Annotated in this window: 19 protein-coding genes; 9 read left to right on the forward strand and 10 right to left on the reverse strand. The window is 28.3% G+C overall.

Features of this window, described 5'->3' with window-relative positions; genetic code table 11:
- Positions 1-68 precede the first annotated feature (68 nt).
- The 4 genes from H9I45_RS07505 to rlmB all read left to right on the forward strand — a co-directional run bounded on the left by H9I45_RS07505 (position 69) and on the right by rlmB (position 6,056).
- A complete protein-coding gene (locus tag H9I45_RS07505) occupies positions 69-3,179 on the forward strand; it encodes a SusC/RagA family TonB-linked outer membrane protein (protein WP_176397583.1) in 3,111 nt (1,036 codons plus the stop codon).
- Positions 3,180-3,197: 18 nt separating this feature from the next.
- Positions 3,198-4,673, forward strand: a complete 1,476-nt coding sequence (locus H9I45_RS07510; protein ID WP_088354726.1) for a RagB/SusD family nutrient uptake outer membrane protein — start codon at positions 3,198-3,200, stop codon at positions 4,671-4,673.
- 68 nt (positions 4,674-4,741) lie between these two features.
- The gene (locus H9I45_RS07515) at positions 4,742-5,185 is read left to right on the forward strand and encodes a hypothetical protein (protein ID WP_088354727.1); all 444 of its coding nucleotides are present in this window, start codon (positions 4,742-4,744) and stop codon (positions 5,183-5,185) included.
- 127 nt (positions 5,186-5,312) lie between these two features.
- A complete protein-coding gene (gene rlmB, locus H9I45_RS07520; RefSeq protein WP_088354728.1) occupies positions 5,313-6,056 on the forward strand; it encodes a 23S rRNA (guanosine(2251)-2'-O)-methyltransferase RlmB in 744 nt (247 codons plus the stop codon).
- Here the strand turns inward: rlmB and H9I45_RS07525 are convergent.
- Positions 6,053-6,736, reverse strand: a complete 684-nt coding sequence (locus H9I45_RS07525) for a rhomboid family intramembrane serine protease (RefSeq protein ID WP_088354729.1) — start codon at positions 6,734-6,736, stop codon at positions 6,053-6,055. The genes rlmB and H9I45_RS07525 overlap by 4 nt on opposite strands.
- 76 nt (positions 6,737-6,812) lie before the next feature.
- On the opposite strand from H9I45_RS07525, the gene H9I45_RS07530 reads away from it, so the two are divergent.
- Positions 6,813-8,084: a replication-associated recombination protein A gene (locus tag H9I45_RS07530; protein WP_088354730.1), complete on the forward strand. Its 1,272-nt coding sequence runs from the start codon at positions 6,813-6,815 to the stop codon at positions 8,082-8,084.
- On the opposite strand, the gene H9I45_RS07535 is transcribed toward H9I45_RS07530, so the two are convergent.
- Genes H9I45_RS07535 through H9I45_RS07550 form a run of 4 tightly spaced genes read right to left on the reverse strand, consistent with a single transcriptional unit; the run spans position 8,081 to position 11,476 of the window.
- Positions 8,081-8,848: a hypothetical protein gene (locus H9I45_RS07535; protein ID WP_088354731.1), complete on the reverse strand. Its 768-nt coding sequence runs from the start codon at positions 8,846-8,848 to the stop codon at positions 8,081-8,083. The genes H9I45_RS07530 and H9I45_RS07535 overlap by 4 nt on opposite strands.
- 3 nt (positions 8,849-8,851) lie before the next feature.
- Positions 8,852-10,222: a DUF5723 family protein gene (locus H9I45_RS07540; RefSeq protein WP_088354732.1), complete on the reverse strand. Its 1,371-nt coding sequence runs from the start codon at positions 10,220-10,222 to the stop codon at positions 8,852-8,854.
- 1 nt (position 10,223) lies between these two features.
- Positions 10,224-10,760, reverse strand: coding sequence for a hypothetical protein (locus tag H9I45_RS07545; protein WP_088354733.1), 537 nt, complete (start codon positions 10,758-10,760; stop codon positions 10,224-10,226).
- Between the two features lie 32 nt (positions 10,761-10,792).
- Complete coding sequence (locus H9I45_RS07550; RefSeq protein ID WP_088354734.1) at positions 10,793-11,476, reverse strand: YjjG family noncanonical pyrimidine nucleotidase; 684 nt, start codon at positions 11,474-11,476, stop codon at positions 10,793-10,795.
- 76 nt (positions 11,477-11,552) lie between these two features.
- Between H9I45_RS07550 and H9I45_RS16420 the strand changes: the two genes are divergently transcribed.
- Entirely contained in the window at positions 11,553-12,686 is a 1,134-nt protein-coding gene (locus H9I45_RS16420) for a glycosyltransferase family 4 protein (RefSeq protein ID WP_088354735.1), read from the forward strand.
- Entirely contained in the window at positions 12,687-13,943 is a 1,257-nt protein-coding gene (locus tag H9I45_RS07560; RefSeq protein ID WP_088354736.1) for an MATE family efflux transporter, read from the forward strand.
- Here H9I45_RS07560 and H9I45_RS07565 read toward each other — a convergent pair.
- The 5 genes from H9I45_RS07565 to radC form a co-directional block, all read right to left on the reverse strand.
- Positions 13,940-15,043, reverse strand: coding sequence for a hypothetical protein (locus H9I45_RS07565; protein ID WP_088354737.1), 1,104 nt, complete (start codon positions 15,041-15,043; stop codon positions 13,940-13,942). The genes H9I45_RS07560 and H9I45_RS07565 overlap by 4 nt on opposite strands.
- Positions 15,043-16,023: a polysaccharide deacetylase family protein gene (locus H9I45_RS07570; RefSeq protein WP_088354738.1), complete on the reverse strand. Its 981-nt coding sequence runs from the start codon at positions 16,021-16,023 to the stop codon at positions 15,043-15,045. The genes H9I45_RS07565 and H9I45_RS07570 overlap by 1 nt, the downstream gene beginning before the upstream one ends.
- Positions 16,024-16,030: 7 nt before the next feature.
- Positions 16,031-16,903, reverse strand: a complete 873-nt coding sequence (locus H9I45_RS07575) for a hypothetical protein (protein WP_088354739.1) — start codon at positions 16,901-16,903, stop codon at positions 16,031-16,033.
- A 3-nt stretch (positions 16,904-16,906) separates the two neighbouring features.
- The gene (locus H9I45_RS07580) at positions 16,907-18,211 is read right to left on the reverse strand and encodes a polysaccharide deacetylase family protein (protein ID WP_088354740.1); all 1,305 of its coding nucleotides are present in this window, start codon (positions 18,209-18,211) and stop codon (positions 16,907-16,909) included.
- A gap of 159 nt (positions 18,212-18,370) precedes the next feature.
- A complete protein-coding gene (gene radC, locus H9I45_RS07585; RefSeq protein ID WP_088354741.1) occupies positions 18,371-19,057 on the reverse strand; it encodes a RadC family protein in 687 nt (228 codons plus the stop codon).
- 162 nt (positions 19,058-19,219) lie between these two features.
- Here radC and trkA point away from each other — a divergent pair, with 162 nt between their 5' ends.
- Both trkA and H9I45_RS07595 read left to right on the forward strand, forming a co-directional pair.
- A complete protein-coding gene (gene trkA / locus H9I45_RS07590; protein ID WP_088354742.1) occupies positions 19,220-20,566 on the forward strand; it encodes a Trk system potassium transporter TrkA in 1,347 nt (448 codons plus the stop codon).
- A 1-nt stretch (position 20,567) separates the two neighbouring features.
- Positions 20,568-22,067: a TrkH family potassium uptake protein gene (locus H9I45_RS07595; protein WP_088354743.1), complete on the forward strand. Its 1,500-nt coding sequence runs from the start codon at positions 20,568-20,570 to the stop codon at positions 22,065-22,067.
- The last annotated feature ends 49 nt before the right edge of the window (positions 22,068-22,116 follow it).

Genomic DNA, 22,116 nt, shown 5'->3' on the forward strand with positions numbered 1-22,116 from the left:
TGTTAAAAAATTGGTTAATTAAGTTTTATTTAAGACTTTTGGGATTAATTAATTCAAATAATTTTACAATGAAAACAAAGTTTAAAGGGATTTTAACGCTGTTATTAGCGTTTGTTATGCAAATGAGTTTTGCTCAGGAGAAAACAATTTCTGGAACGGTGTCAGATGATTCTGGCGTATTACCAGGAGTTAGTATTCTAATTAAAGGTACCAATAAAGGTACTGAAACAGATTTCGATGGTAAGTATTCTATTAAAGCAAAATCTGGAGACAGATTAGTTTATAGATACTTAGGTTACAAAGTTGTTAATAAGACTGTTGGTAACTCGAATGTAATAAATGTTACTTTAGTTCAAGATGCTAATGTCTTAGACGAGATTGTTGTAACAGGAGTTGCAAGAGGAACATCAACAAAAAAACTTGGATTTTCTTTAGCTAAGGTTAGCACAAAAGAATTACAAGAAGTACCTGCAGCAGATCCTGCAAATGCATTAAGAGGTAAAGTAGCTGGTGTAAGAATTGTTCAACCATCTGGTAACCCTTCTTCAGCACCTCAAATTAGATTAAGAGGATCTACATCTATTAGTGGTTCTCAAAGCCCATTAATTATTGTAGATGGTATTATTACAAATGGTAGTTTAAGAGATGTAGCAGTTGAAGACATTGCTAGTATGGAAGTTGTTAAAGGTGCTGCAGCAGCATCATTATATGGTTCATTGGCAGCAAATGGTGTTATACAAATTATCACTAAAAAAGGAAAAGGTAAATTAAATGTTACTCTAAGAAGTGAATATGGTTTTTCTGCTTTAACAAGTAACTACCCAGTTACAAATAAGCATTCTTATTTAAATGACCCTTTAGGTGTAAGAGATGGAGATTGGGATAATGATCCTGCAACACCAAATACTAGTAATTTTGGTTTTGATTTAAGTTCTGGAAATAGAGTTTTAGACCCAGATGGTCTTTTTGACAATAACTATTTAAGTACTTTATATGACAATGTAGATAATCTTTTTGAATCTCAAGATTTTACAGTTAATACTCTTTCTTTATCAGGTTCTGAAGATATTTATAATTATTATTTATCTTTTCAAGATATGAAACAAGGTGGGGCATTAGAGCCAGTACCTCCTTATAAGAGACAAAGTATAAGAGCTAATTTTGGTGTAAAACCATCAGAAAAATTTGAAATTAAATTTACAGGTTCTTTAACTAAAACAGATGGGCAGTCTATTACAGAACAAGGTCAAGGGGCTAACTATTTTTACAGTGCTTTAACTGTTGAGCCTTTTATTAATTTAACTGCAAGAGACGCACAAGGAAATTTTCAAAATTCTGGGATTCCTGGTTATGATGTTCAAGCAGGAAACTTCCAAAACCCATTATATGTGGCTCAGGAACAAATTAGAGATTTTTACAGAAACAGGACTTTGTTAGGTGTTGATCTTTTGTACGACTTAACTGAAGATATTCAATTTAGTTTTAGTCAAAGTATGGATAGAACAAGTATTAGAGGGTTTTCTTATAATCCAAAAGGATTTGAAACGCCTACTCCAAGTGCAACATTAAATAATGGATTTATTGGAGAGAGCGAAACAAAATTTCAAACAAATGTAACTGGTTTACAAGGTATATATAGTAAAACTTTTGGAGATTTAAATTTTGCTGCTACAGTAAAATATTTATTTGAAAGTAGAACTTACAATGCATTATCTGCTAGTGGTTTTGATATCATAGCTTCTGGAGTATTAAATGTAGAAAATACTTTAAGAGATAACCAAAGTATTAGTTCTCAAAATGAAAGAGAAATTGCAAGAAATTACTTTGTTAATTTAGATTTTGATTACAAAAACAAATTAATTTTAAATGTATTAGGAAGAAGAGATGAATCTTCTTTATTTGGTTCTGAAGAAAGATCTAAATATTATGGAAGAGGTTCTTTAGCATATAGGCTTACTGAAGATATTGAAATTAATAATGTTCAAGAATTAAAATTCAGAGCAGCATATGGTACATCTGGATTAAGACCTCCAGCTTGGAATGCACAATATGAAACTTACTCAGTAACAACGTCTGGAATTAGCCCAGGAGTTTTAGGTAACAACAAGTTAAAACCATCTGTTTCTGCAGAATTGGAATTAGGTTTAAACGCAGTTGTTTTTGATAAGATAAATGTAGAATTCAATTACTCTGATACTAAGACGAAAGATGCAGTAGTATTAGTACCATTACCAAGTGTAGCTGGTTTTTCTGCTCAATATCAAAATATTGGAGAAATATCTAGTAAATATTTTGAAGTTAGTATTAATGGAAACATAATAGATACTGAAGATTTTAAATGGAATTTTGGTGTTAATTTTGATACTGGTACTCAAGAAATCTCAAATTTAAATGGTGTTCCTGCTTTTACAAGAGGTGGTCTTGGAGCTGTTAATTTATTTAGAGTTGAAGAAGGTCTTCCTTATGGAACAATGTATGGACAAAGTTTTGTGACTTCTGTAGCGGATCTTTCAACAGATGCTAATGGAGAAGTTTTAAACTTCGGTGGTTCTGGAACTGTACCTGGTGGATCTACAGGAGATTACAGTGTTAATTCTGATGGATATGTTGTATTGACAAGCGCGATAGGAACAGCTGCTGAAACACCTGTGTTATTATATGATGAACAAACAAGCCAAAATAAAGTAAGTGCTATCGGAGATACAAATCCAGACTTTAATGTAGGATTTAATACTTCATTTAATTACAAAGGTTTTAGCTTGTATGCATTAATTGACTGGCAAAAAGGTGGAGATATCTACAATTATACAAAACAAAACTTATATTTTAATGAAAGACATAGTGATCTAGAAAGTTTTGGAGCTGCAGGAAAACATTTACAATATGCACAAAACATCTATAATAGAGCAGAACCAACAAGTTATTTTGTAGAAGATGGTTCTTATGTAAAAGTTAGAGAAATAGCATTAGGATATACTTTAAACACTAAAGAAATTGGTGTCGATTTTATCGATAGTGTAAAATTCTCTGTATCAGGTAGAAACTTATTTACTTTTACAGATTATTCTGGATGGGATCCTGAAGTTGCCATTGCAACAAACCCAACTAACTTTAGGTTAGATGAGTATGCATACCCTAATTTAAAAAGTTTCTCTTTTACAGCAGAAATTAAATTTTAATAAAAAAAAATACAAAAAATGAAAAAAATTATTAGTTATTTAGTTTTTTCTACAATGTTGTTTGTATCATTCACTTCATGTGAAGATTTAAATGTAGAAAATATTAACCAAGCAGATAGAGAAAGAGCTCTAGCTGAAGATTCTGACGTTATAAGTTTATTAGACGGAGCTACAACAAACGTGTTTGCACACATTATAGGTTTTTCTGGAATTTATATGGACAATTTGGCGGATCAGTCGACAACTACAAATGCATATGTAAGTTTTTGGAGTTTTGCAAACCAACCTAGGGAGCAAATTAACAATAGTCCTACAAATGCAGATTTAGGAAATCACGTAGGGAATTCATGGGGTAGTTTAAACTCATATATTAACTCAGCGAACACCATTATTACTTTAATTGAAATTGATGGAAAACAATTATTTAATGAAGGAGTTGATGTTACAAATCAAAAATTATCTGCAGCATACTTTGTAAAAGGTTTAGCTCAAGGTTATTTATCTTTAATTTATGATAAAGCATTTATCGTAAATCCTGATACTGATTTAAGTGCATTAGAGTTTTCTACATACCAAGAAGTAATGGCTGCTAGTATTACTAACTTAGAAAAATCTGTACAATTAGCAGGTAACTCTGCAACTTTAAGATTGCATGATAGTTATACTTTACCAAATGCTTTGTATAAACAAGTTGCAAACTCGTTTATGGCTAAAATTACAATAGGAAATGCAAGAACTAAAGCTGAAGCAGCAAATACTGATAAAGCTAAAGTTTTAGCTTATGTAAATGCAGGAATAACTGCAGACTTTACGCCTCCAACAAAACAAAGTGTTTTGTTTAATAACTTACAAGATTGGAGAACATTTTTTATCTCTGGGCAAGGTTATTTACCAACGGACATTAAAGTAATGCATTTTTTAGATTCTAACTACCCTGTAGATTATCCGACAGATCCAAACATTATTTTAGATCCAGTACAAAGTAACGACCCAAGAGTAGACTATTTTGAATATAATTCAGCATTTGGATTTTTAAGAGAATCTAGAGGAAGGTATTTATTTACAAACTATTTTAATGTTAGAAAATTCTCTGGAAATAATAGAAATGTTGAAGGAATTCCTTTAGATATATTTACTTTAGCTGAATTACAATATATAAAAGCAGAAGTTAGTTCTCCTGCAGATGCGGCTGCTATCTTAGATGCATCTCCTAGAGGAACTGTAGGTAATATAACTACACCAGGAACTGCTACAGAAGTAGAAAAAGCTTTATTGTATGAATATTCTGTTGAATTAGATTTAAATGCTTCAATTGGTACACATTGGTTTTACATGAGAAGAAATGATATGCTTCAAGAAGGTACACCTTTACATTACCCAATTCCAGCATCTGAACTAGAAATTATTGGAGAAGAGTTTTACACTTTTGGTGGAACTGCTAATATTGGAAGTGAAGGAACTGCATCTGGAGCGAATTCATGGAAAAATTTCTAATAAACTATTTTTAAAAATATTTAAAACTACCCTATTAAATAGGGTAGTTTTTTTTTACTTTATGATATATGAAAACTAAATTAATTTTATTAATACTTTTAACCTTATCTTTTGTAAACTGTACAACAAAAGAAAATAAAGAACATAAAACTATCTGTTTACAATATAATATCTTTAATATTAAAAATATAAAAGATGGAGATACTCTTAAAATAGACAGTTTTGTTTTTGTACATAAAGATAATATTACTAAGGAAAATAGTTCTTTTGTACTTCCCTCTTTCGAACCAACATTAATTTCTGAAGGAGATAAAAAATTAAAAGAAAAAATGAATAATATAGACATGGCAGTAATATTGGTAAAACACTTAAATACAACTGGTTTATATGAATTCTCTAACTTTAATCAAACAAATGTAAATGGTATTATAAACATAAAAAGAAAGGATGGCGAAAGAATTTCTATTGAAAAAAATGACGATTATCCACTTAAAATTTTCTGTTTAGACTAGCTTTTTTTTACATATAATTTAAATAAATAATACCCATAATTAAATAAATATTTAGATTTATTTTTAATATGAACCATCTCTTTTGAGATGGTTTTTTTTTGCTCTTTATTTAGCATACATTTGCAAAATGGAAAACGACATGACTAACATATTTGGGATTAGGGCTATAATTGAAGCTATTGAAAGTGGATCAACAATAAATAAAATATACTTACAAAAAGCATTAAGAGGAGATCTTTTTTATCAGTTAGATAAACTGATAAAACAACATCGCTTAACTACAAGTATTGTTCCTGTAGAAAAACTGAATCGTTTATCCAAAAACAGTAATCACCAGGGTGCAGTTGCACAAATTTCTCCTATCGAATTTCATGATTTAGAAACTTTGATTGAAAAAACTATGGAAAGTGGAGATGTTCCTCTATTTTTATTGTTAGACCAACTTTCGGATGTACGAAATTTTGGAGCGATTATTAGAACCGCAGAATGTACTGGAGTTCATGGAATAATTATTCAAAAAAATGGTAGTGCTCCAGTAAATGCGGAAACCATAAAAACCTCTGCAGGTGCTGCTTTTAAAGTTCCTATTTGTAAAGTAGATCATATTAAAGACGCCTTATTTTTACTACAAGCATCTGAAATTAAAACTGTGGCTGCCACAGAAAAAACAGAAGACTCTGTTTTCGATGTTAATTTTAAACAACCATTAGCAATTGTTATGGGATCCGAACATAGAGGTGTTAACCCTTCTATACTAAAAATGGTAGATTATAAAGCAAAATTACCCTTGTTAGGTGAAATAGCATCATTAAATGTTTCTGTTGCTTGTGGAGCCTTCTTATATGAAAGTGTAAGACAAAGAATTAGTTAAATATTATTAATTTCTTCTTCCTCAACTATTACATCTTCTTTGGGTGGAGAAAAATTTCCCTGTTCATCAAATAATAAATCAAATTCCGTTTCAGAAAATTGATGCTCTTTCTTTACTATTCCTTTTTTTCTATAAATAACAGCAAGAATAAGACCTGTTAAAAAACCTGATAAATGTCCTTCCCAAGACATACCATCTTTAATTGGTAAAACATACCAAATCATACTTCCATAAAGAAAAATGATAATAAAAGAAAGTGCAACTAGTCTGTAATGTTTTTTTATAATACCACTAAAAAAAACAAAACTAAAAAGTAAATACACAATACCACTTGCTCCAATATGATAAGATTCTCTTGCAATTATCCATGTTAAAAATCCAGTAAAAAAACCTCCAAGTAACAATATTTTATAGGCAGTATCTCTATAAAAGAAAAAAAGAGAAGACAGTAAGACAAAAAGAGGAATAGAGTTATTAAATAAATGGCCTGCATCACTATGAATAAAATGTGTTAAAAAAACACCTCTAAAACCAATTAAATTTCTTGGATATACACCCCATTTATTAAAATTATATCCAAAATAAATCTCTACCCAATATACCAACCAAATACAAACAATATAAATTGTTGGAATTAGAAACACATTTTTTGATAGCTTTAATTTATTGTCGATATCCATTACTTTAAAAATAGCAAAAATTCAACCAAAATAAAAAACTACAACTTCTGTCATAAATCTTTATTATTTTTACAAAATGAATGAACCTTTGGCAGAAAGAATTAGACCTAAAACTTTAGAAGATTATATTAGTCAACAACATTTAGTTGGTAAAAAAGGAGTTTTAACAAATTTAATTAAACAAGGGATTATTCCTTCTTTAATTTTGTGGGGTCCTCCAGGAATTGGAAAAACTACCCTTGCAAATATTATTGCCACAGAATCTAAAAGACCTTTTTATACTTTAAGTGCCATTAGTTCTGGAGTAAAAGATGTTAGAGAGGTAATTGAAAAAGCCAAAAAAAGTGGTGGATTATTTACAGCAAAAAACCCTATTTTATTTATAGATGAAATTCATAGATTTAGTAAATCGCAACAAGATTCTTTATTAGGAGCAGTAGAAAAAGGTTGGGTAACATTAATTGGTGCAACTACAGAAAACCCAAGTTTCGAGGTAATACCTGCCCTACTCTCTAGATGCCAAGTATATATTTTAAATTCTTTCGATAAAAACGATTTGGTGGCTCTTTTAGAAAGAGCTATGAGAACTGACGAATTTTTAGCTTCAAAAAAAATAATTTTAAAAGAAACTGAAGCATTATTGCAAGTTTCGAGTGGAGATGCCAGAAAATTATTAAACATTTTCGAATTGTTGGTTTCTTCTGAAGACGAAATAGAAATTACCAATGAATTGGTGCTTTCTAAAGTTCAAAAAAACACGGCTAGATATGATAAAACTGGCGAACAACATTATGATATTGTTTCGGCTTTTATAAAATCTATACGTGGAAGCGACCCAAATGCGGCTGTATATTGGTTAGCAAGAATGATTGAAGGTGGAGAAGATGTAAAATTTATCGCTAGAAGAATGCTAATTTTAGCTTCTGAAGATATAGGAAATGCAAATCCGACAGCATTAATTTTAGCCAATAATACATTTCAAGCAGTTTCTGTAATTGGAAATCCAGAATCTCGAATTATTTTAAGTCAATGTGCAGTATATTTGGCAAATTCGACAAAAAGTAATGCTTCTTATATGGCTATTGGAGAAGCGCAAAACTTAGTACGAAAAACTGGAGATTTATCTGTACCTCTTCATCTTAGAAATGCTCCAACTAAATTAATGAAAGATTTAGATTATGGTAAAGAATATATGTATTCACATAACTACCCTAATAATTTTGTAGATCAGGAATTTTTACCACATGAAATTTCTGGAACAAAAATTTATGAGCCAGGACATAACCAAAGAGAAAATCAATTTAGAGATCTTTTAAAAGAAAAGTGGAAAAATCGTTACGACTATTAAAATTTAACTTGATATTCTTCTGTAACTAAGCTTTCGTTTTTATAATATTCTGCAACCCAAATATTCCCTTTTTTATATAAAACTCCATTTTTATCCTTTAGTATATAAACATCTTTAACCTTAGTCTTAAATAATAAAAAAATTACTTCTGGTTTCGTGTTTATTAACTGGAAACCATTTTTATTTGGTTGTGCATACAAAACTTTGGTATTATAATTTGCAGTTTCTACAACAGGTTTTTTATTCTTTGCAATTACAGCAACAGCCCCATTAGTAGTTAATTCCTGTGGTTTTTCTTTTAAAATCTCTTTTTTTATTTCTTTATTCTTTGATAAAGGCATGTATTGTATATCACTCATATTACTATAAGCATCTCTAATTGCGTCTTGATATGATTTTTTGTATTCTTTCTCTCTACTTTCTCCTATTTTAGAAATATAAACTACTTTATTAAAACAATCTTTTAACCTTATTTTTAATTTTGTTTTAAACATACTAGACTCACTTACAACATCTACAAACAAAGCAGAACATCTATCCGCTTTTATCTCTAGAGGTAAACTTTCGGAACTTAAATACACATCAAATCCATTTTTCTTTAATAAAAACTTTGTTAAAGAGCTTGTTTGATATTGATCTGTTTCTTTTAAAAAATCGAATTTATCTGATACAATAATATATTTGTAGTTATTTACTTTTTTCTCTTGGCTGTTAGAATAAAGTGACACCAAAAAAAGTGCGATTAAAAAGATGTTTTTTTTCATTATTTAATTAAATATTAGATTAAACCCCAATTGAAAGGATATATTATTTGCTGATGATAAATTTTTATATTGAATAATATTATCAAAAATACCATAAAAATTTATCTTCCAAATTTGGGCGGAAAGTCCAAACCCAACATTATATGCAGAATAATCGTCTATGGTATAAGTTACTTTTGCATGCAAATTTTTATTGAACGATTTTTGATAAAAACCTGTGAGTGCAAATTGCTGACTCAATGGTCTAAAAACAGAATATAATTGTGCGCCAATAGCATCTGTATAAAAGTCTTTATAGGTATTATCGTAACAATATTTACTTCTTTTTTCTCCGAAACTATATTTTATTGCAGCATTTAGTTTTGCAGGTCTCCAGGAAGTGTAAGAATCATTATTTTCTTGTGTAGGTAGTTCTTCTATAAAACGATCGTTTATTTCTTCCCAATAATTTCTTGGATTACTAGAATCAAATTCAAAATCTACTCCTTCAAAAATAAAATTTCCTTTCGCTAATGTATTTTTAATATTTTTTTTATGAGTTACAAAACCAATATCTAAAAGGCTTCCAGATAATTGCAATTGAGGAGTAATATTGTAGGAAAATCCAAAATCAAAACCTAAACCTAAATTTCCTCCAAGAAATGTATTTTTTAAATATTCGTTTGGATCCTCTATATATTCGTTATCTTTTACCAAGCCAGATGTTCTAAAATTCACATCTATATTATCTAAATAATGGATGTAAATATTATTATTTCCTTCATTTGTAGTAAAGGTACCAGAATTATTAGTGGATTCTATATTTAATGCCGAAGAATAAATTTTAAATCGACCACCAATGGTTAGTTTTTCGTCTATTTTCCTTGTAATTCCAGCATGAAGTACTCCAGAAAAATCCACTTTATAAAGTAATTGAGAAGCACTAAAATTTGAATTTATATAAGCTCCATTACCCTCATTTAATAATCTAATGGCATCTTTAGGAAAGTAACCAATTCCGTCTATTTCTTCGTAAAAACCGAAACTAAAATAGGTTTTGTCGTCAAATCTAAAGCCTCCACTTAAAACTTCTATTTGTGTATTAATTTTTGTATAATCTCTGGAAGTTAATCTATTTAAAACCTCGCTAACTTTATTGTTTATAGTTCTACCATCTGATAAAAAAAGATCTGACAAATTAAAATTTGTAACACCAAATTCCGAAGATATTCCAGATAATAAAGGAACACCAATATGAAATTTATAGTTAGTTTCTATTGCAGGGTTTAATAATAATGTTTGTGGTAACTCTGCAAAATCGTATAAAACTTGTTTGTTTTGACTATTAGCGAAAAAACTTAACAAAATTGAAAAAAATAATAGTACATTTTTCATATTAAAAAGATCTTTCTAGATAAATAGTAGTCGCAGATTTTAACCTTATAGCGCCATTTTCTGATGTACTCATAGGAATCGTTGGATCTTCTAACCTAAGTAAAACCTCTACTTTTGTAAAATTTTTTACATTCGGGTTTAACGAAATATCAATGATTTCTGATTGCTTAAAGTCTCTTTGGTTTGCAGATATATTTAAATTTTCTAATGTGTAAATTTCTGAATTGTTTTTATCTAACAAGGTTAACTCTACTACAAAATTTCTATTAATTTCGTTAACTATCTCAAATTCAAAATCTAATCTAACCGAATTATTTTTAAAAAAACTATTTTTAAAAATTTCAAAAGTAGTGTTTTCTCTAATTTCTGTTACTGGAGGAGAGGTAAATACTAGAGCATCTACAGAAAAAGTAGCCAAAGATACAGTATAATTTGGGGTTATAACATATTCTTCCACTTGATCGAAATCTAAACTTTGGTAACAAGAAAAGAACAATAAAGAAATTATTAAAAAGGAAGCTCTCTTAAGAAATGCCATAATTGGGGATATTATTTTTATACTTTAAAGGTTTAAAGATATTGTTTTAATTCTAAAAGTGAAGTAACTGTTGGTATATTACTATTTATATTCTTAGAATTATTAAAATTACAATGTATTGCTTTTAAACCAATATTTAAAGCTCCTTGTACATCTGCTTCTAAATTATCGCCAATCATTATAGATTTTTCGATGTCTGCATTTGCATACTCCAAAGCATATTTAAAGACTTTTGGATTTGGCTTTTTTACACCCACAGAATCGGATGTAATAATTTTATCGAAATAATGGTATATTTTAGAATTGATCATTTTTTTACTTTGAATTTCCTCAAATCCATTTGTAATAATATGCAATTGATATTTCTCTTTTAAATAATCTAAAAGTTCGAAAGTACCAACAAATAAATGATTAAAATCGGCTAAATAATTGATATATTCTATAGCTATTTTGTCAATTACATCGTCAGAAACATCGTAATTAATAGCATCAAACGTATTTTTTAATCTACCATATCTCAAATCACTTTTAGATACTTTTTCTTCTCTATATAATTTCCAATATTTTAAATTTAAAGGCAAATAAACTTCTAAGAAATCAGAAATATTTATTTGAATTTTGTTTATCTCGAATACTTTTTGAAAAGTTAAATCGGAATTTTTATCGAAATCCCATAAGGTATGATCTAAGTCAAAGAATACATGTTCAATTTTCATTTGCTAAATGTAAAAAAAATATAAATAATAAATAGGAGATTAAGTTGTTATATTTGTTACAAATAAGAACCTTTTTTTGACTCAAAAATTACATATTCTATTTCTCTGTGGCTGGTTTCCATCTAGGGTTTCACCTACAAATGGCGATTTTATTGAACGCCATGCAAAAGCAGTTGCTACAAAACATTTTGTAACGTTACTGCATATTATTACAGATAAAAATGCGACAGAAAATATTGAAATTGTATCAAAAAAGGAATCGAATTTAACAACACACATTGCCTATTTAAAAAAAGCTGATAATAAACTACATAAGATTTCTCTTTTTATAAAAGCTTTTTTTGCGTTATTAAAAAAAATAGATATTATTGATGTTGTTCATTTAAACGAAATTTTTCCTTTTGGAATGTTTAGCATATATTTAAAATGGTTTCAGAAAAAACCGTATATAATTTCTGAACATTGGACAGGTTATCACCAACCTCAAGCCGAAAATATTTCTTTTTTTCAAAAGTTAATTTCAAAAAAAATTACTAAAAATGCTGCTTTTGTTTGTCCTGTAAGTGACAACTTAAAAACATCCATGCAAAAAATTGGTTTAAAAGGAGAATATAAAAAAGTTCCTAATGTTGTAGATACAGATCTTTTTAAACCTCTGAAGAAAGAAACAGAACTATTTTCAATTATACATATTTCCAATTTAATGGATGTTCATAAAAACATATCAGGAATGTTATATGTTGCCAAAGAATTAGAAAACAAAATCGGTGCCTTTACTTGGCAATTTATTGGTGGAACTTCTAAAAATTATTTACAACTAATAAATAAATTAAATTTTTCTTCTGCCAAAATTGAATTTATAAATCATATCCCTCAAAAAAAATTAGTAAATCATTTACAAAGCTCTAATGTTTTTACACTTTTTAGTAATTATGAAAATTTACCTTGTGTAATTTTAGAATCTTTTTCTTGTGGCGTTCCAGTAATATCAACCAATGTTGGTGGAATTAAAGAGTATTTTCCTAAAGATTTTGGTGAATTAATTGAACAAAATAATAGCGAAAAGTTGTTAGAAAGCTTGTTGTATTATTACAATAATCCAGAAATTGATAAAAATATAATGCACAATTATGCTGTAGAAAAATTTAGTAAAAAAGTAATTGCGAATCAATTTTCTGAATTATATTTTAAAGCTTTAAATAATTTTTAAATGCTCATAAAAAAATATATACAAAATTTCTTAAGTAGATCTGGAGGTCATATTTTTTTGGCTACTTTTTTCTCTAGATTATTTTCTTTTTTAGCCTCTTGGTTTGCCATACAATTTGTACCAAATAAAGAATTAGGTGTTGTACTATTTGCCTATAATATTATTCTTTTTTTAATTCCATTTGCTGGGCTTGGCTTACACCAAAGCTTAATTAGGTATGGTGCTCTATTAAAAACAGCAGAAGAAAAAAATAATTTATTTTCTTATGTATTTAAAAAGGGCTTTCTAATATCTATTTGTATTGTAAGTGTAACAATTGTTTTTGCATTATTGTTTCCTTTTCAATTTAATAAAACAGGTATTTATTTAGCTTTCTTGTCTCTTGTTTTAATTCCAGATTTTATAATGCAAATCATTAAAATTCAATTTAGACTGCAACATAATAACAAACTGTTTTCTTATGTAGATATTTTTCATAGCACAATTTTAGTCGTATTTGTATTGCTCTTAAGTTTTTTCTATCAAGAAAATGGTTATGTAATTGCCATAATAATTGCTCCTTTAATTACCTCTTTAGTATTCTTTAAAAGATTAAAAATTAATTTATCCTTTAAAATAAAACCAACCATTATTAATTTATCTTTTTGGAAATACGGCTTTTACTCTGGTTTAACTAGTGTAGTTTCTAATCTTTTATTAGTGATAGATATTTTATTAATAGGTTATTTATTAAAAGATCCTGAGCTAGTAACCTCATATAAATATATCGCTATTATACCATTAAGTATTTTGTTTTTACCCAGAATGTTTATGGCAACTGACTTTGTTGCTTTTACAGAAAAAATTAGCAATAAAAAATATATTTTTAATTACACAAAAAGTTACATGGCACTATTTACAGTAGTTAGTCTTTTCTTTTTTAGCTTTTTTTATTTTTTTGCTGAAACTACTTTAAGCTTAATTGACGAGAGTCTTATTAGATATTCAAGTAGTTTTATAATTTTATCTTTTGGTGTTTGTGGAGTTTTAATTTTTAGAGGTTTATTTGGAAATCTGCTTTCTTCGATAGGGAAAATTGAAATAAATTATTACATAAATAGTATTGCAATTATTATAAATATTGCTAGTAATTATTATTTAATACCTATTTACGGTATTAAAGGAGCTGCAATAACATCTGCATTTTTAATGTGGTTTACAGGTATTTTTTCAGCGATTTGGTTTCTATACTTATATCAGAAAAATTATGCTAACTAAGTAAAAACTACATCTCCATCTCCAGGTTGAAGTGCTATTTCTGATGTTTGTTTAATAGATTTCTCTAGTTTTTTTGTGATAAAATATTTTTGGGAAAACTCTTTTTTTGTTACAAATGACAGTTGTTCATTCAATTCTGTCTCTAATTTCAGATTATAAACAACAATAGTTTTTACTTTCTCTTTATTACATTTATCTATTATAATACTTGCAATCTCTTTACTATTTTCTTCAAGAAAAAAAGCATAAGGTATTTTTACATGTCCATCTCTAATTGTTATTAAAACACGTCCAATCAAGTTATTAGCACTATTGTAAATTGTATGAAAATTTGATTCAAAATTATTTGAATACAAAGAAAAGTTATAATTTTCTGATGCTTTTCTAGAAACCTCATCTGTTAAAACCCAAGGATATTTAAGTATCCAATTAAACTCTTTATCACTTCTTCTAAATAAATTCTGACTAGTAAAATTGTTTGTAAATGCTAAAATTGAAGTTGAACTATTTTCATTCATTTTTACAGAAAAGCTATTCTTTATTGATGAACTAAATAGATTCTTAAAATCTACAAATACATTCAGAATTACATCTAAAAATTGCCAGAGTATTTTTGTTTTTTCAAACAATTTGTTTTTGGTTGGTAAAATATCTGCCAAACAAAAACGATTATAATATTTTGTACCTTTTAATTCTTTTAAAAGTAAAAATTCGTCTGTTTTATCGTATACCAATTTAGAGGCTTCAGCATAATTTGTATACATTAATTTGCCTTCCCAATCTTTTAAAACCTCTTTAAAAAGTAACGTAGAAATTCCTTTTCTACGGTGTTTTCCTGCTACCCAATTACCACTTAACCAACCAAAAGAAGTTGGTTTATTTTCATCAAAAAAAATGTCAGGTAAAATAGTTCTGTAAGAAACCAATTCATCTTCTAGAAAACCCAAATACAAAACAACATCCTTCTTATTGGCTCTTGGATTGTTTACATAAGAAATTGCTCTAGGTTTAGAAATAGGTTTCTCTTTTAATGCTAAATAAACACTAGAACAAACAAAGTCTTCTAACTCTTGAATGGTTATTTTTTGGATGGAAATCATTAATTTCTTGGCATTGTATTTTTCTGAAAAGGTATTTTTAGAAAATATTTAAAATATTCTTTTAACAAATAGTTCTCTGCATTTTCGTTTCCAATTTCAAAGAATAATCTTTGGAAATTAGTATCGAACTTATCTTTTTTTATTCCTGACGTTCCAAAACTTGCTTCTATTACTTTTTCGTTCATTAAAGTTGTAAAAAACTCCTTAGAAACCTCTAAATCTGTAAACGGAAAAGAAAAAACTTTATAATCTAAATGAAACTTTTTAACCAACCAATCTACACATTCTTTTGTCTGATTAATTTGTGCTTCAAAAGAAATATCTGAATACAAAGGATGACTTTTAGAATGTGCGCCAATTGTAAAACCCATTGCTATCAATTCTTCTATTTGTGCTGATGATAAATAAGGTTTTTCAGTTTGTAAATATTCATCAAAAGAAAACTTTATTTCGTTTGCTAAACTGTCTAAAACTTCCTTATTATTAAAATTGATAGCAAATAGTTTTTCTCTAATTGCCTTATCTTCTTCAAAAAAATCATAAAATTTTGTTTTTTCTTTTTTTGAAGATTTCTCGTAAACTTGATACAATAAACTCGCTTTATACCTATAAAATAATGCTTTGTTATCTACAAAATCTGAATTTACAAAAACAGTAGCTGGTATCTTTTTCTCTAATAGAATGGGTGCAACTATTTTATAGAAATTAGACAAACCATCATCAAAAGTAATATGGAAATAATTTTTCTTTGGTTTTTCTTTCAATTTAGAAATCTCTATGAATTCTTGCATAGAAATTGGGTTATAAAATGTACTTAAAACAGTAATATCATTTTTAAAATCTATAACTTTTCTTGGTATGTATAAATCTTTTTCAAAGCTTTGTTTTGCATCAGAAACTTTATGATAAAAAGGAACTACCAATCGTTGATCAGAAGCAGATATCATTCTTTTTAATAAGTTTTCTAGAATAGAATTCATGCTTTTATTAAGAAATAGATTTTAACAAATGAATATAATTTAGGTGATAGTATCCTTCATTTTCCGCTCCAAAACTTTTAAAGAATGAAGCTACATTCGGAATATTACTTCCTTCAAAATCAAGTATAAAATTAGAATTTTCATGTTGTTTGATAATAGTGTTTAATAAAAAACTAGGTGCCTGTAATTTTTTTCCTTCAGCAGTATTTGAAGAAAATAAATATATAATTCTATTTTTAGATTTTAAAAACAAACTACCTCCTAACAAAACCTCATCATTATAAACACCTAAAATAAATCCTTTGTTGTTCTTTAAAACATAATCTGCTATATTCTTAATGATTTTTTCAGGGAAAATTATATCATTATAAAATTCTTTTTTTATTTCAATAAGTTTTTGAATAGAAGTTTCCTTAACCTGAAGATTGTTCTTCTCTCCTACTTTTACTGCGTGCTTTCTTCCTTTTGAAAAAGACTTAAAAATTTTATCATGTGAAGAATCTAAACGTAAAATATAATTCTTTTTTTCTATCATTTTTGATGATGAAAAATTACCGGAATTCATATTTATAGAAATCTTTACAAACTTATTAGGAATTTTATTTAAAAAACTTGCTTGTATTTCCTCAGAAATATTATGTAAAGAAAAAACTCCCAATTGCTGACAAAAATATGGTTGCGCTACATATTTTAAAAAATATTTCTTTTTCCAAGGTAATGGCATTACAGCTTCATAATCATTTAACACTAAAACATCCCAATTATCTGCAACAATATCTAAATACCAAGAAAACGCATAAATTCTAGATTGAATTGAGTTTTCAATACAAGCATCGTATTTTAAAACGTCTAAGTTTTCTCGTTTTATATACTGAATCATTCTTTAGTTTGTCGCTATTTTAATCATAGATTCATAAAGCCTTTTCCAACCTTTCCAACGTAAATAGTCACTTAAAGTTTCGTTATGAAAAAGTGTTATAAACATGCCATCTACAGCTCTTATTTCGTTTCTTAAATCTCTAATTTTACCTAAAGATTGTTTTGGTGTTATTTTTAGATAATCGTTTAAAGTTGTATCCATTAAAGCAAATGGAAAAATTTTTAACGGAGTTTGAATTTCGAAATCTAAATCATAAAAATAAAAAGGTGTACAGGTACCTGCTCTAAAACCAACATTACTTGCATAACCCATAGAATAGTCTTCCTCTATTTCTAAATCTATTAATTGCTGGTAAGTATCTGGCAAGTTAAAACGTAAATAATGCTGCCTAGATCTTAAAACTGGCATATTGGTAATACTCTCTAATCGTTCTTTTTCTTTCTTTAAAATTGTAAGATTTTGCATTGTAAAATAAGAAGGATGTAAGCCAACTCTTGCATAATCTACCAATTCTTTAATTTGTAATCTGTATTTACTTTTTGAAGCAGAAACATTGGTATCGAATGTATTATAATCGCCAACTGTACAAAAGAAAACAGTTCTTGCATTGTACTGCTTTTTAATTTTTAAAATTTCTGAAAAAGTATCATATGGATCCTTTTTCAATCGAAATACTACTGCCAAACGGTTCCAAACATTTAACAATCTAAACTTAAAAATATCGTTAAACAAACCACCAAAAGTTCTTATTAAACTTTTGTATTTATAAGCATATGCATTATCGATATCTATTGTAGAAACGTATTTATAACTTCTTCTTTTATATTCGTATTCTGGAAATTTATCTTTTAAAATTTTTAATAATTTATACGCCCAAATATCTACAATGGGTTTTTCTAAAAATCCGTTTTTATAAGCCAAACTTTGTTCTGCAGTATATCTTCCATGAACGTCTTTTACGTGTGGTAAATATTCTTCGTATCTGGTAATTAAATAAAAACTTGCTGCAAAAATATCGAAAGGAATTGCCGATTTTCCACCAGCTACAAAAAAACAAGGAACTTCTTCCCATTTTTGCATATTTATATCTAAATCATTTACACCTTGTTCGAACATTAAATCGTTACTTTTTATAAAAAACTCATTTCCAAGTGGTGTTTTTGTATAAGAAATCTTAGGTCCATTATGCGCAACAAACTCTTCAACTTTCGAAGTAAAACCAACAGGAATTAAAAGAGTTCGAGTTAGAATATGCTTAAAAATATAACGAATTCTAGGTGTAATTGTATGTGTATAAACTAATATCATTTTCTGGTGTTAAGTTTGCAGTATTCAGTCTACAGTTAGCAGTCTCAGTCTCAGTCTCAGTCTCAGTCTCAGTCTCAGTCTCAGTCTCAGTCTCTAAGATTAAACAATTATAAACTATGACTGCTTACTGCAAACTGATCTACTACCAACTAATTATTGCTAAAGAACTCCTTCATCTGCAAAGCTAAAATAATCTTTTTGGGTAATAATTAAATGATCTAACAATTTAATATCTAAAGTTGTGCCTGCATCTTTTATTTTTTGAGTTAATTGTTTGTCTGCATTACTGGGTTGTAATTTTCCTGAAGGATGGTTATGACACACAATAATTGCAACTGAAGCCAACTCCAATGCACGTTTAAATAGCAAACGAACATCTACAATTGTGGCTGTTAAACCACCTTTGCTAATCTGCGATTTTGCCATTACTTTGTTGGAATTATTTAAAAATAAAACCCAAAATTCTTCATGCTCTAAATCGCCAATTACAAGTTGCATAACATTGGCTACATCTTTACTGCTACCAATTTTCGGCTTTTCTAGAGTGTTTTCGAACTGTCTTCTTTTTCCTAATTCTAAAGCTGTAATAATCGAAATTGCTTTCGCCTCTCCTATTCCATTGAATTCGGTTAATTTTTCGACGGAAAGTTTCGCAAGTTCATTTATGTTGCCATTAACATAATTTAAGATTCTTTTAGATAAAGCTACTGCACTTTCTTTCTTATTTCCAGAACCAATTAAAATGGCAACTAATTCTGCATCCGATAAAGAGGCTTTTCCTTTGGCAATTAACTTTTCTCTAGGCCTATCATCTAAAGCCCAAGATTTTATAGTTAATTTTTCCATACATCTATTTTTAGTAAAAATACGAAAACGTTTTTTGATAGCAATTCTTTTAAAAAACCAATCTTAACAAACTCATTTACAGTTATTTTTAAATAATAAAAGGAATTTAAAAAAGTGTTTCCATTGTTTCGTATCTTTGCATACTATTTTCTAAATTTTAATATGAAGATTATTATAGCAGGTGCTGGAGATGTTGGTTTTCACTTAGCAAAACTACTTTCTTACGAATCTCAAGACACTTACATTATAGATTTTGACGCTGAAAAGTTAAATTACCTTAATAATCATTTAGATGTGATTACTAAAAGAGGTGATGCCACATCCATAAAATTATTGAAAGAAATTGGGGTGGAATCTGCAGATTTATTAATCGCGGTTACCGAAAGTCAGAATACAAATTTTACAATTTCTGTAATTGGAAAGTCTTTAGGTGCTAAAAAAACGATTGCTAGAATAGATAATCCCGAATTTTTAGATAATTGCGAAGTCGATTTTTCTAAATTTGGTGTCGATTTTATGATTTCCCCACAAGAACTGGCAGCTAACGAAATTAAAATGCTCTTAAACCAGTCTTCTTTTAACGATACTGTAGCATTTGAAAGTGGGGTTTTTAATGTTATGGGTACCTCTTTAACCTACAAATCGCCTTTGGTAGATTTATCTGTAAAAGAGGCAAAGCAAAAATTTAGTAATATCGATTTTATTACGATAGCTATTAAAAGAGAGAATGTTTCGCAAACTATTATTCCTAGAGGAGACACTAAATATCAATTAAACGATCAAGTATATTTTTCTGTACCAAATTATAGTATGAAGGATTTGTATCCAATTATTGGAAAAAAACAATTCAACATAAAAAATGTAATTATTTTAGGGGGAAGTAGTATTGGAGAAAAAACCGCTAGAAATTTATGTAAAGATAATTTTAGCGTAAAATTGATTGAAAAAAATAGAGAAAAAGCAGAAATTTTAGCAGAAGACTTAAGCAATGCTTTAGTAATTAATGGAGATGGAAGAGATTTAGAATTATTGGAAGAAGAAAACATTAGAGAAACAGATGCTTTTATTGCAGTTACAGGAAATTCTGAAACAAATATTATGTCTTGTCTCGTTGCAAAATCTAAAGGCGTAAAAAAGACGATTGCGTTGGTAGAAAATATGGATTATATCGATATTTCCCAGACAATTGGAATTGAGTCTCTAATCAACAAAAAATTAATTGCTGCAAGTAATATTCTTAGACATATTCGTAAAGGTGAAATTTTAGCATTGGCAAACTTACACAACATAGATGCAGAAGTTTTTGAGTTTGAAGTAAGACCAAATGCAAAAGTAACTCAAAAGCCAATTAAAGATTTAAACTTTCCAAGAGAAGCTGTTTTTGGAGGAATTATTAGAGATGGAAAGCCGTTAATGTCTTTTGGTACAATGCAAATACAAAATGGAGATAAAGTAATTGTATTTTGTTTACCAGAAGCTATTAGTACTGTAGAAGGACTATTCAAATAAAATGGGAGCTTTAAACACAAAAATAATTTATCGTTTTTTAGGTATTACTGCCATTCTAAATGGACTGTTTATGTTTTTGGCTGTACCTTTTAGCATGCATTATAACGAACCTGAAAAATGGGGCATTTTAAATGCTGGTATTATAACCGTTTTTATAGGAATTCTTTTCTATTTTTTAAATAAACCTACCAATACAAATATTCAAAAAAAAGAAGGATATTTAATTGTTACTTTAGGATGGCTAACCCTATCTTTTACAGGAATGTTACCTTATATATTATCTGGATCTATACCAAGTATTACAGATGCTTTTTTCGAAACAATTTCTGGATATTCTACAACAGGTTCGTCTATATTAACAGATATAGACAATATGCCAAAAGGAATTTTATTTTGGCGAAGTGCAACACATTGGATTGGTGGAATGGGAATTATAGTTTTAACAATTGCAATTTTACCTTTATTAGGAATTGGAGGAATGCAATTGTTTATGGCAGAAGCCCCAGGACCATCTGCAGACAAATTACACCCAAGAATTACAGATACTGCAAAAAGACTATATTTAATTTACGTTATACTTACGTTAACCGAATTCTTTCTATTAAAATTTGCTGGTATGACTTGGTTTGATGCCATAAACCATGCAATGGCAACTATGAGTACTGGAGGTTTTTCTACAAAGTCGGATAGTGTTGCATTTTACAATGGAAATCCATTAATACAATACATTATAATTGCATTTATGTTTATTGCAGGAACCAATTTTGTTTTGACATATTTTGCTTTGAAGGGAAAAATTCAACGTGTTTTTCAAAGTGAAGAATTTAAATATTATTTATTTGGTGTTTTAGGAGTAAGTGCAATTATTTCAATCATAATTATCTTTTTTCAGGACCCAAATTTAGAAAGTGTTTTAGCTCATCCACAAGTTTTAGGAGAAACAGAAAGTGCGATTAGACATTCGTTATTTATGGTAACCTCAGTAGTTACAACTACAGGTTTTGTAACTGCCGATTTTACCATGTGGAACTTTTTTGCAACTGGAATTTTCTTTGCGCTATTTTTTACTGGAGGTTCTGCAGGTTCTACAAGTGGTGGGATTAAAGTTGTTAGACATATTATAATGCTGAAAAATAGCTTTTTAGAATTCAAAAAAGCATTACATCCAAATGCAATTATTCCTGTAAGATATGATGATAAAACTGTAAGTCAGACTATTGTATTTAACATACTATCGTTCTTTATAATATATATGTTAATATTTATTATATCTTCTGTAGTACTTACTTTATTAGGTTTAGATTTTATGTCTGCTTTAGGAGCTGCAGCTTCTTCTTTAGGTAATATTGGACCTGCAATTGGCTCTGTAAGTCCTATAGATAATTTTGCACATTTATCGAATGCTGCAAAATGGTTTTGTTCTTTTTTAATGCTAATTGGTCGTTTAGAATTATTTACAGTTTTAATTTTATTTACACCATTCTTTTGGCGTAAGAATTAATTAACTTATTATAATTATATATTATCTTATTGTTAATTCCTTTTTTAAA

Origin of the sequence: Polaribacter haliotis (genome assembly GCF_014784055.1) — a bacterium.
Taxonomy (GTDB): Bacteria; Bacteroidota; Bacteroidia; order Flavobacteriales; family Flavobacteriaceae; genus Polaribacter; species Polaribacter haliotis.

Bases quoted from the DNA above. Each gene is read 5' to 3' on its own strand.
- trkA (WP_088354742.1), top strand. From the start codon at position 19,220: ATGAAGATTATTATAGCAGGTGCTGGAGATGTTGGTTTTCACTTAGCA.
- radC (WP_088354741.1), bottom strand. From the start codon at position 19,057: ATGGAAAAATTAACTATAAAATCTTGGGCTTTAGATGATAGGCCTAGA.
- H9I45_RS07575 (WP_088354739.1), bottom strand. From the start codon at position 16,903: ATGATTCAGTATATAAAACGAGAAAACTTAGACGTTTTAAAATACGAT.
- H9I45_RS07595 (WP_088354743.1), top strand. From the start codon at position 20,568: ATGGGAGCTTTAAACACAAAAATAATTTATCGTTTTTTAGGTATTACT.
- H9I45_RS07535 (WP_088354731.1), bottom strand. From the start codon at position 8,848: ATGAAAAAAAACATCTTTTTAATCGCACTTTTTTTGGTGTCACTTTAT.
- H9I45_RS07560 (WP_088354736.1), top strand. From the start codon at position 12,687: ATGCTCATAAAAAAATATATACAAAATTTCTTAAGTAGATCTGGAGGT.
- H9I45_RS07540 (WP_088354732.1), bottom strand. From the start codon at position 10,222: ATGAAAAATGTACTATTATTTTTTTCAATTTTGTTAAGTTTTTTCGCT.
- H9I45_RS07505 (WP_176397583.1), top strand. From the start codon at position 69: ATGAAAACAAAGTTTAAAGGGATTTTAACGCTGTTATTAGCGTTTGTT.
- H9I45_RS07510 (WP_088354726.1), top strand. From the start codon at position 3,198: ATGAAAAAAATTATTAGTTATTTAGTTTTTTCTACAATGTTGTTTGTA.
- H9I45_RS07530 (WP_088354730.1), top strand. From the start codon at position 6,813: ATGAATGAACCTTTGGCAGAAAGAATTAGACCTAAAACTTTAGAAGAT.
- H9I45_RS07545 (WP_088354733.1), bottom strand. From the start codon at position 10,760: ATGGCATTTCTTAAGAGAGCTTCCTTTTTAATAATTTCTTTATTGTTC.
- H9I45_RS07550 (WP_088354734.1), bottom strand. From the start codon at position 11,476: ATGAAAATTGAACATGTATTCTTTGACTTAGATCATACCTTATGGGAT.
- rlmB (WP_088354728.1), top strand. From the start codon at position 5,313: ATGGAAAACGACATGACTAACATATTTGGGATTAGGGCTATAATTGAA.
- H9I45_RS07580 (WP_088354740.1), bottom strand. From the start codon at position 18,211: ATGATATTAGTTTATACACATACAATTACACCTAGAATTCGTTATATT.
- H9I45_RS07525 (WP_088354729.1), bottom strand. From the start codon at position 6,736: ATGGATATCGACAATAAATTAAAGCTATCAAAAAATGTGTTTCTAATT.
- H9I45_RS07570 (WP_088354738.1), bottom strand. From the start codon at position 16,023: ATGAATTCTATTCTAGAAAACTTATTAAAAAGAATGATATCTGCTTCT.
- H9I45_RS07515 (WP_088354727.1), top strand. From the start codon at position 4,742: ATGAAAACTAAATTAATTTTATTAATACTTTTAACCTTATCTTTTGTA.
- H9I45_RS07565 (WP_088354737.1), bottom strand. From the start codon at position 15,043: ATGATTTCCATCCAAAAAATAACCATTCAAGAGTTAGAAGACTTTGTT.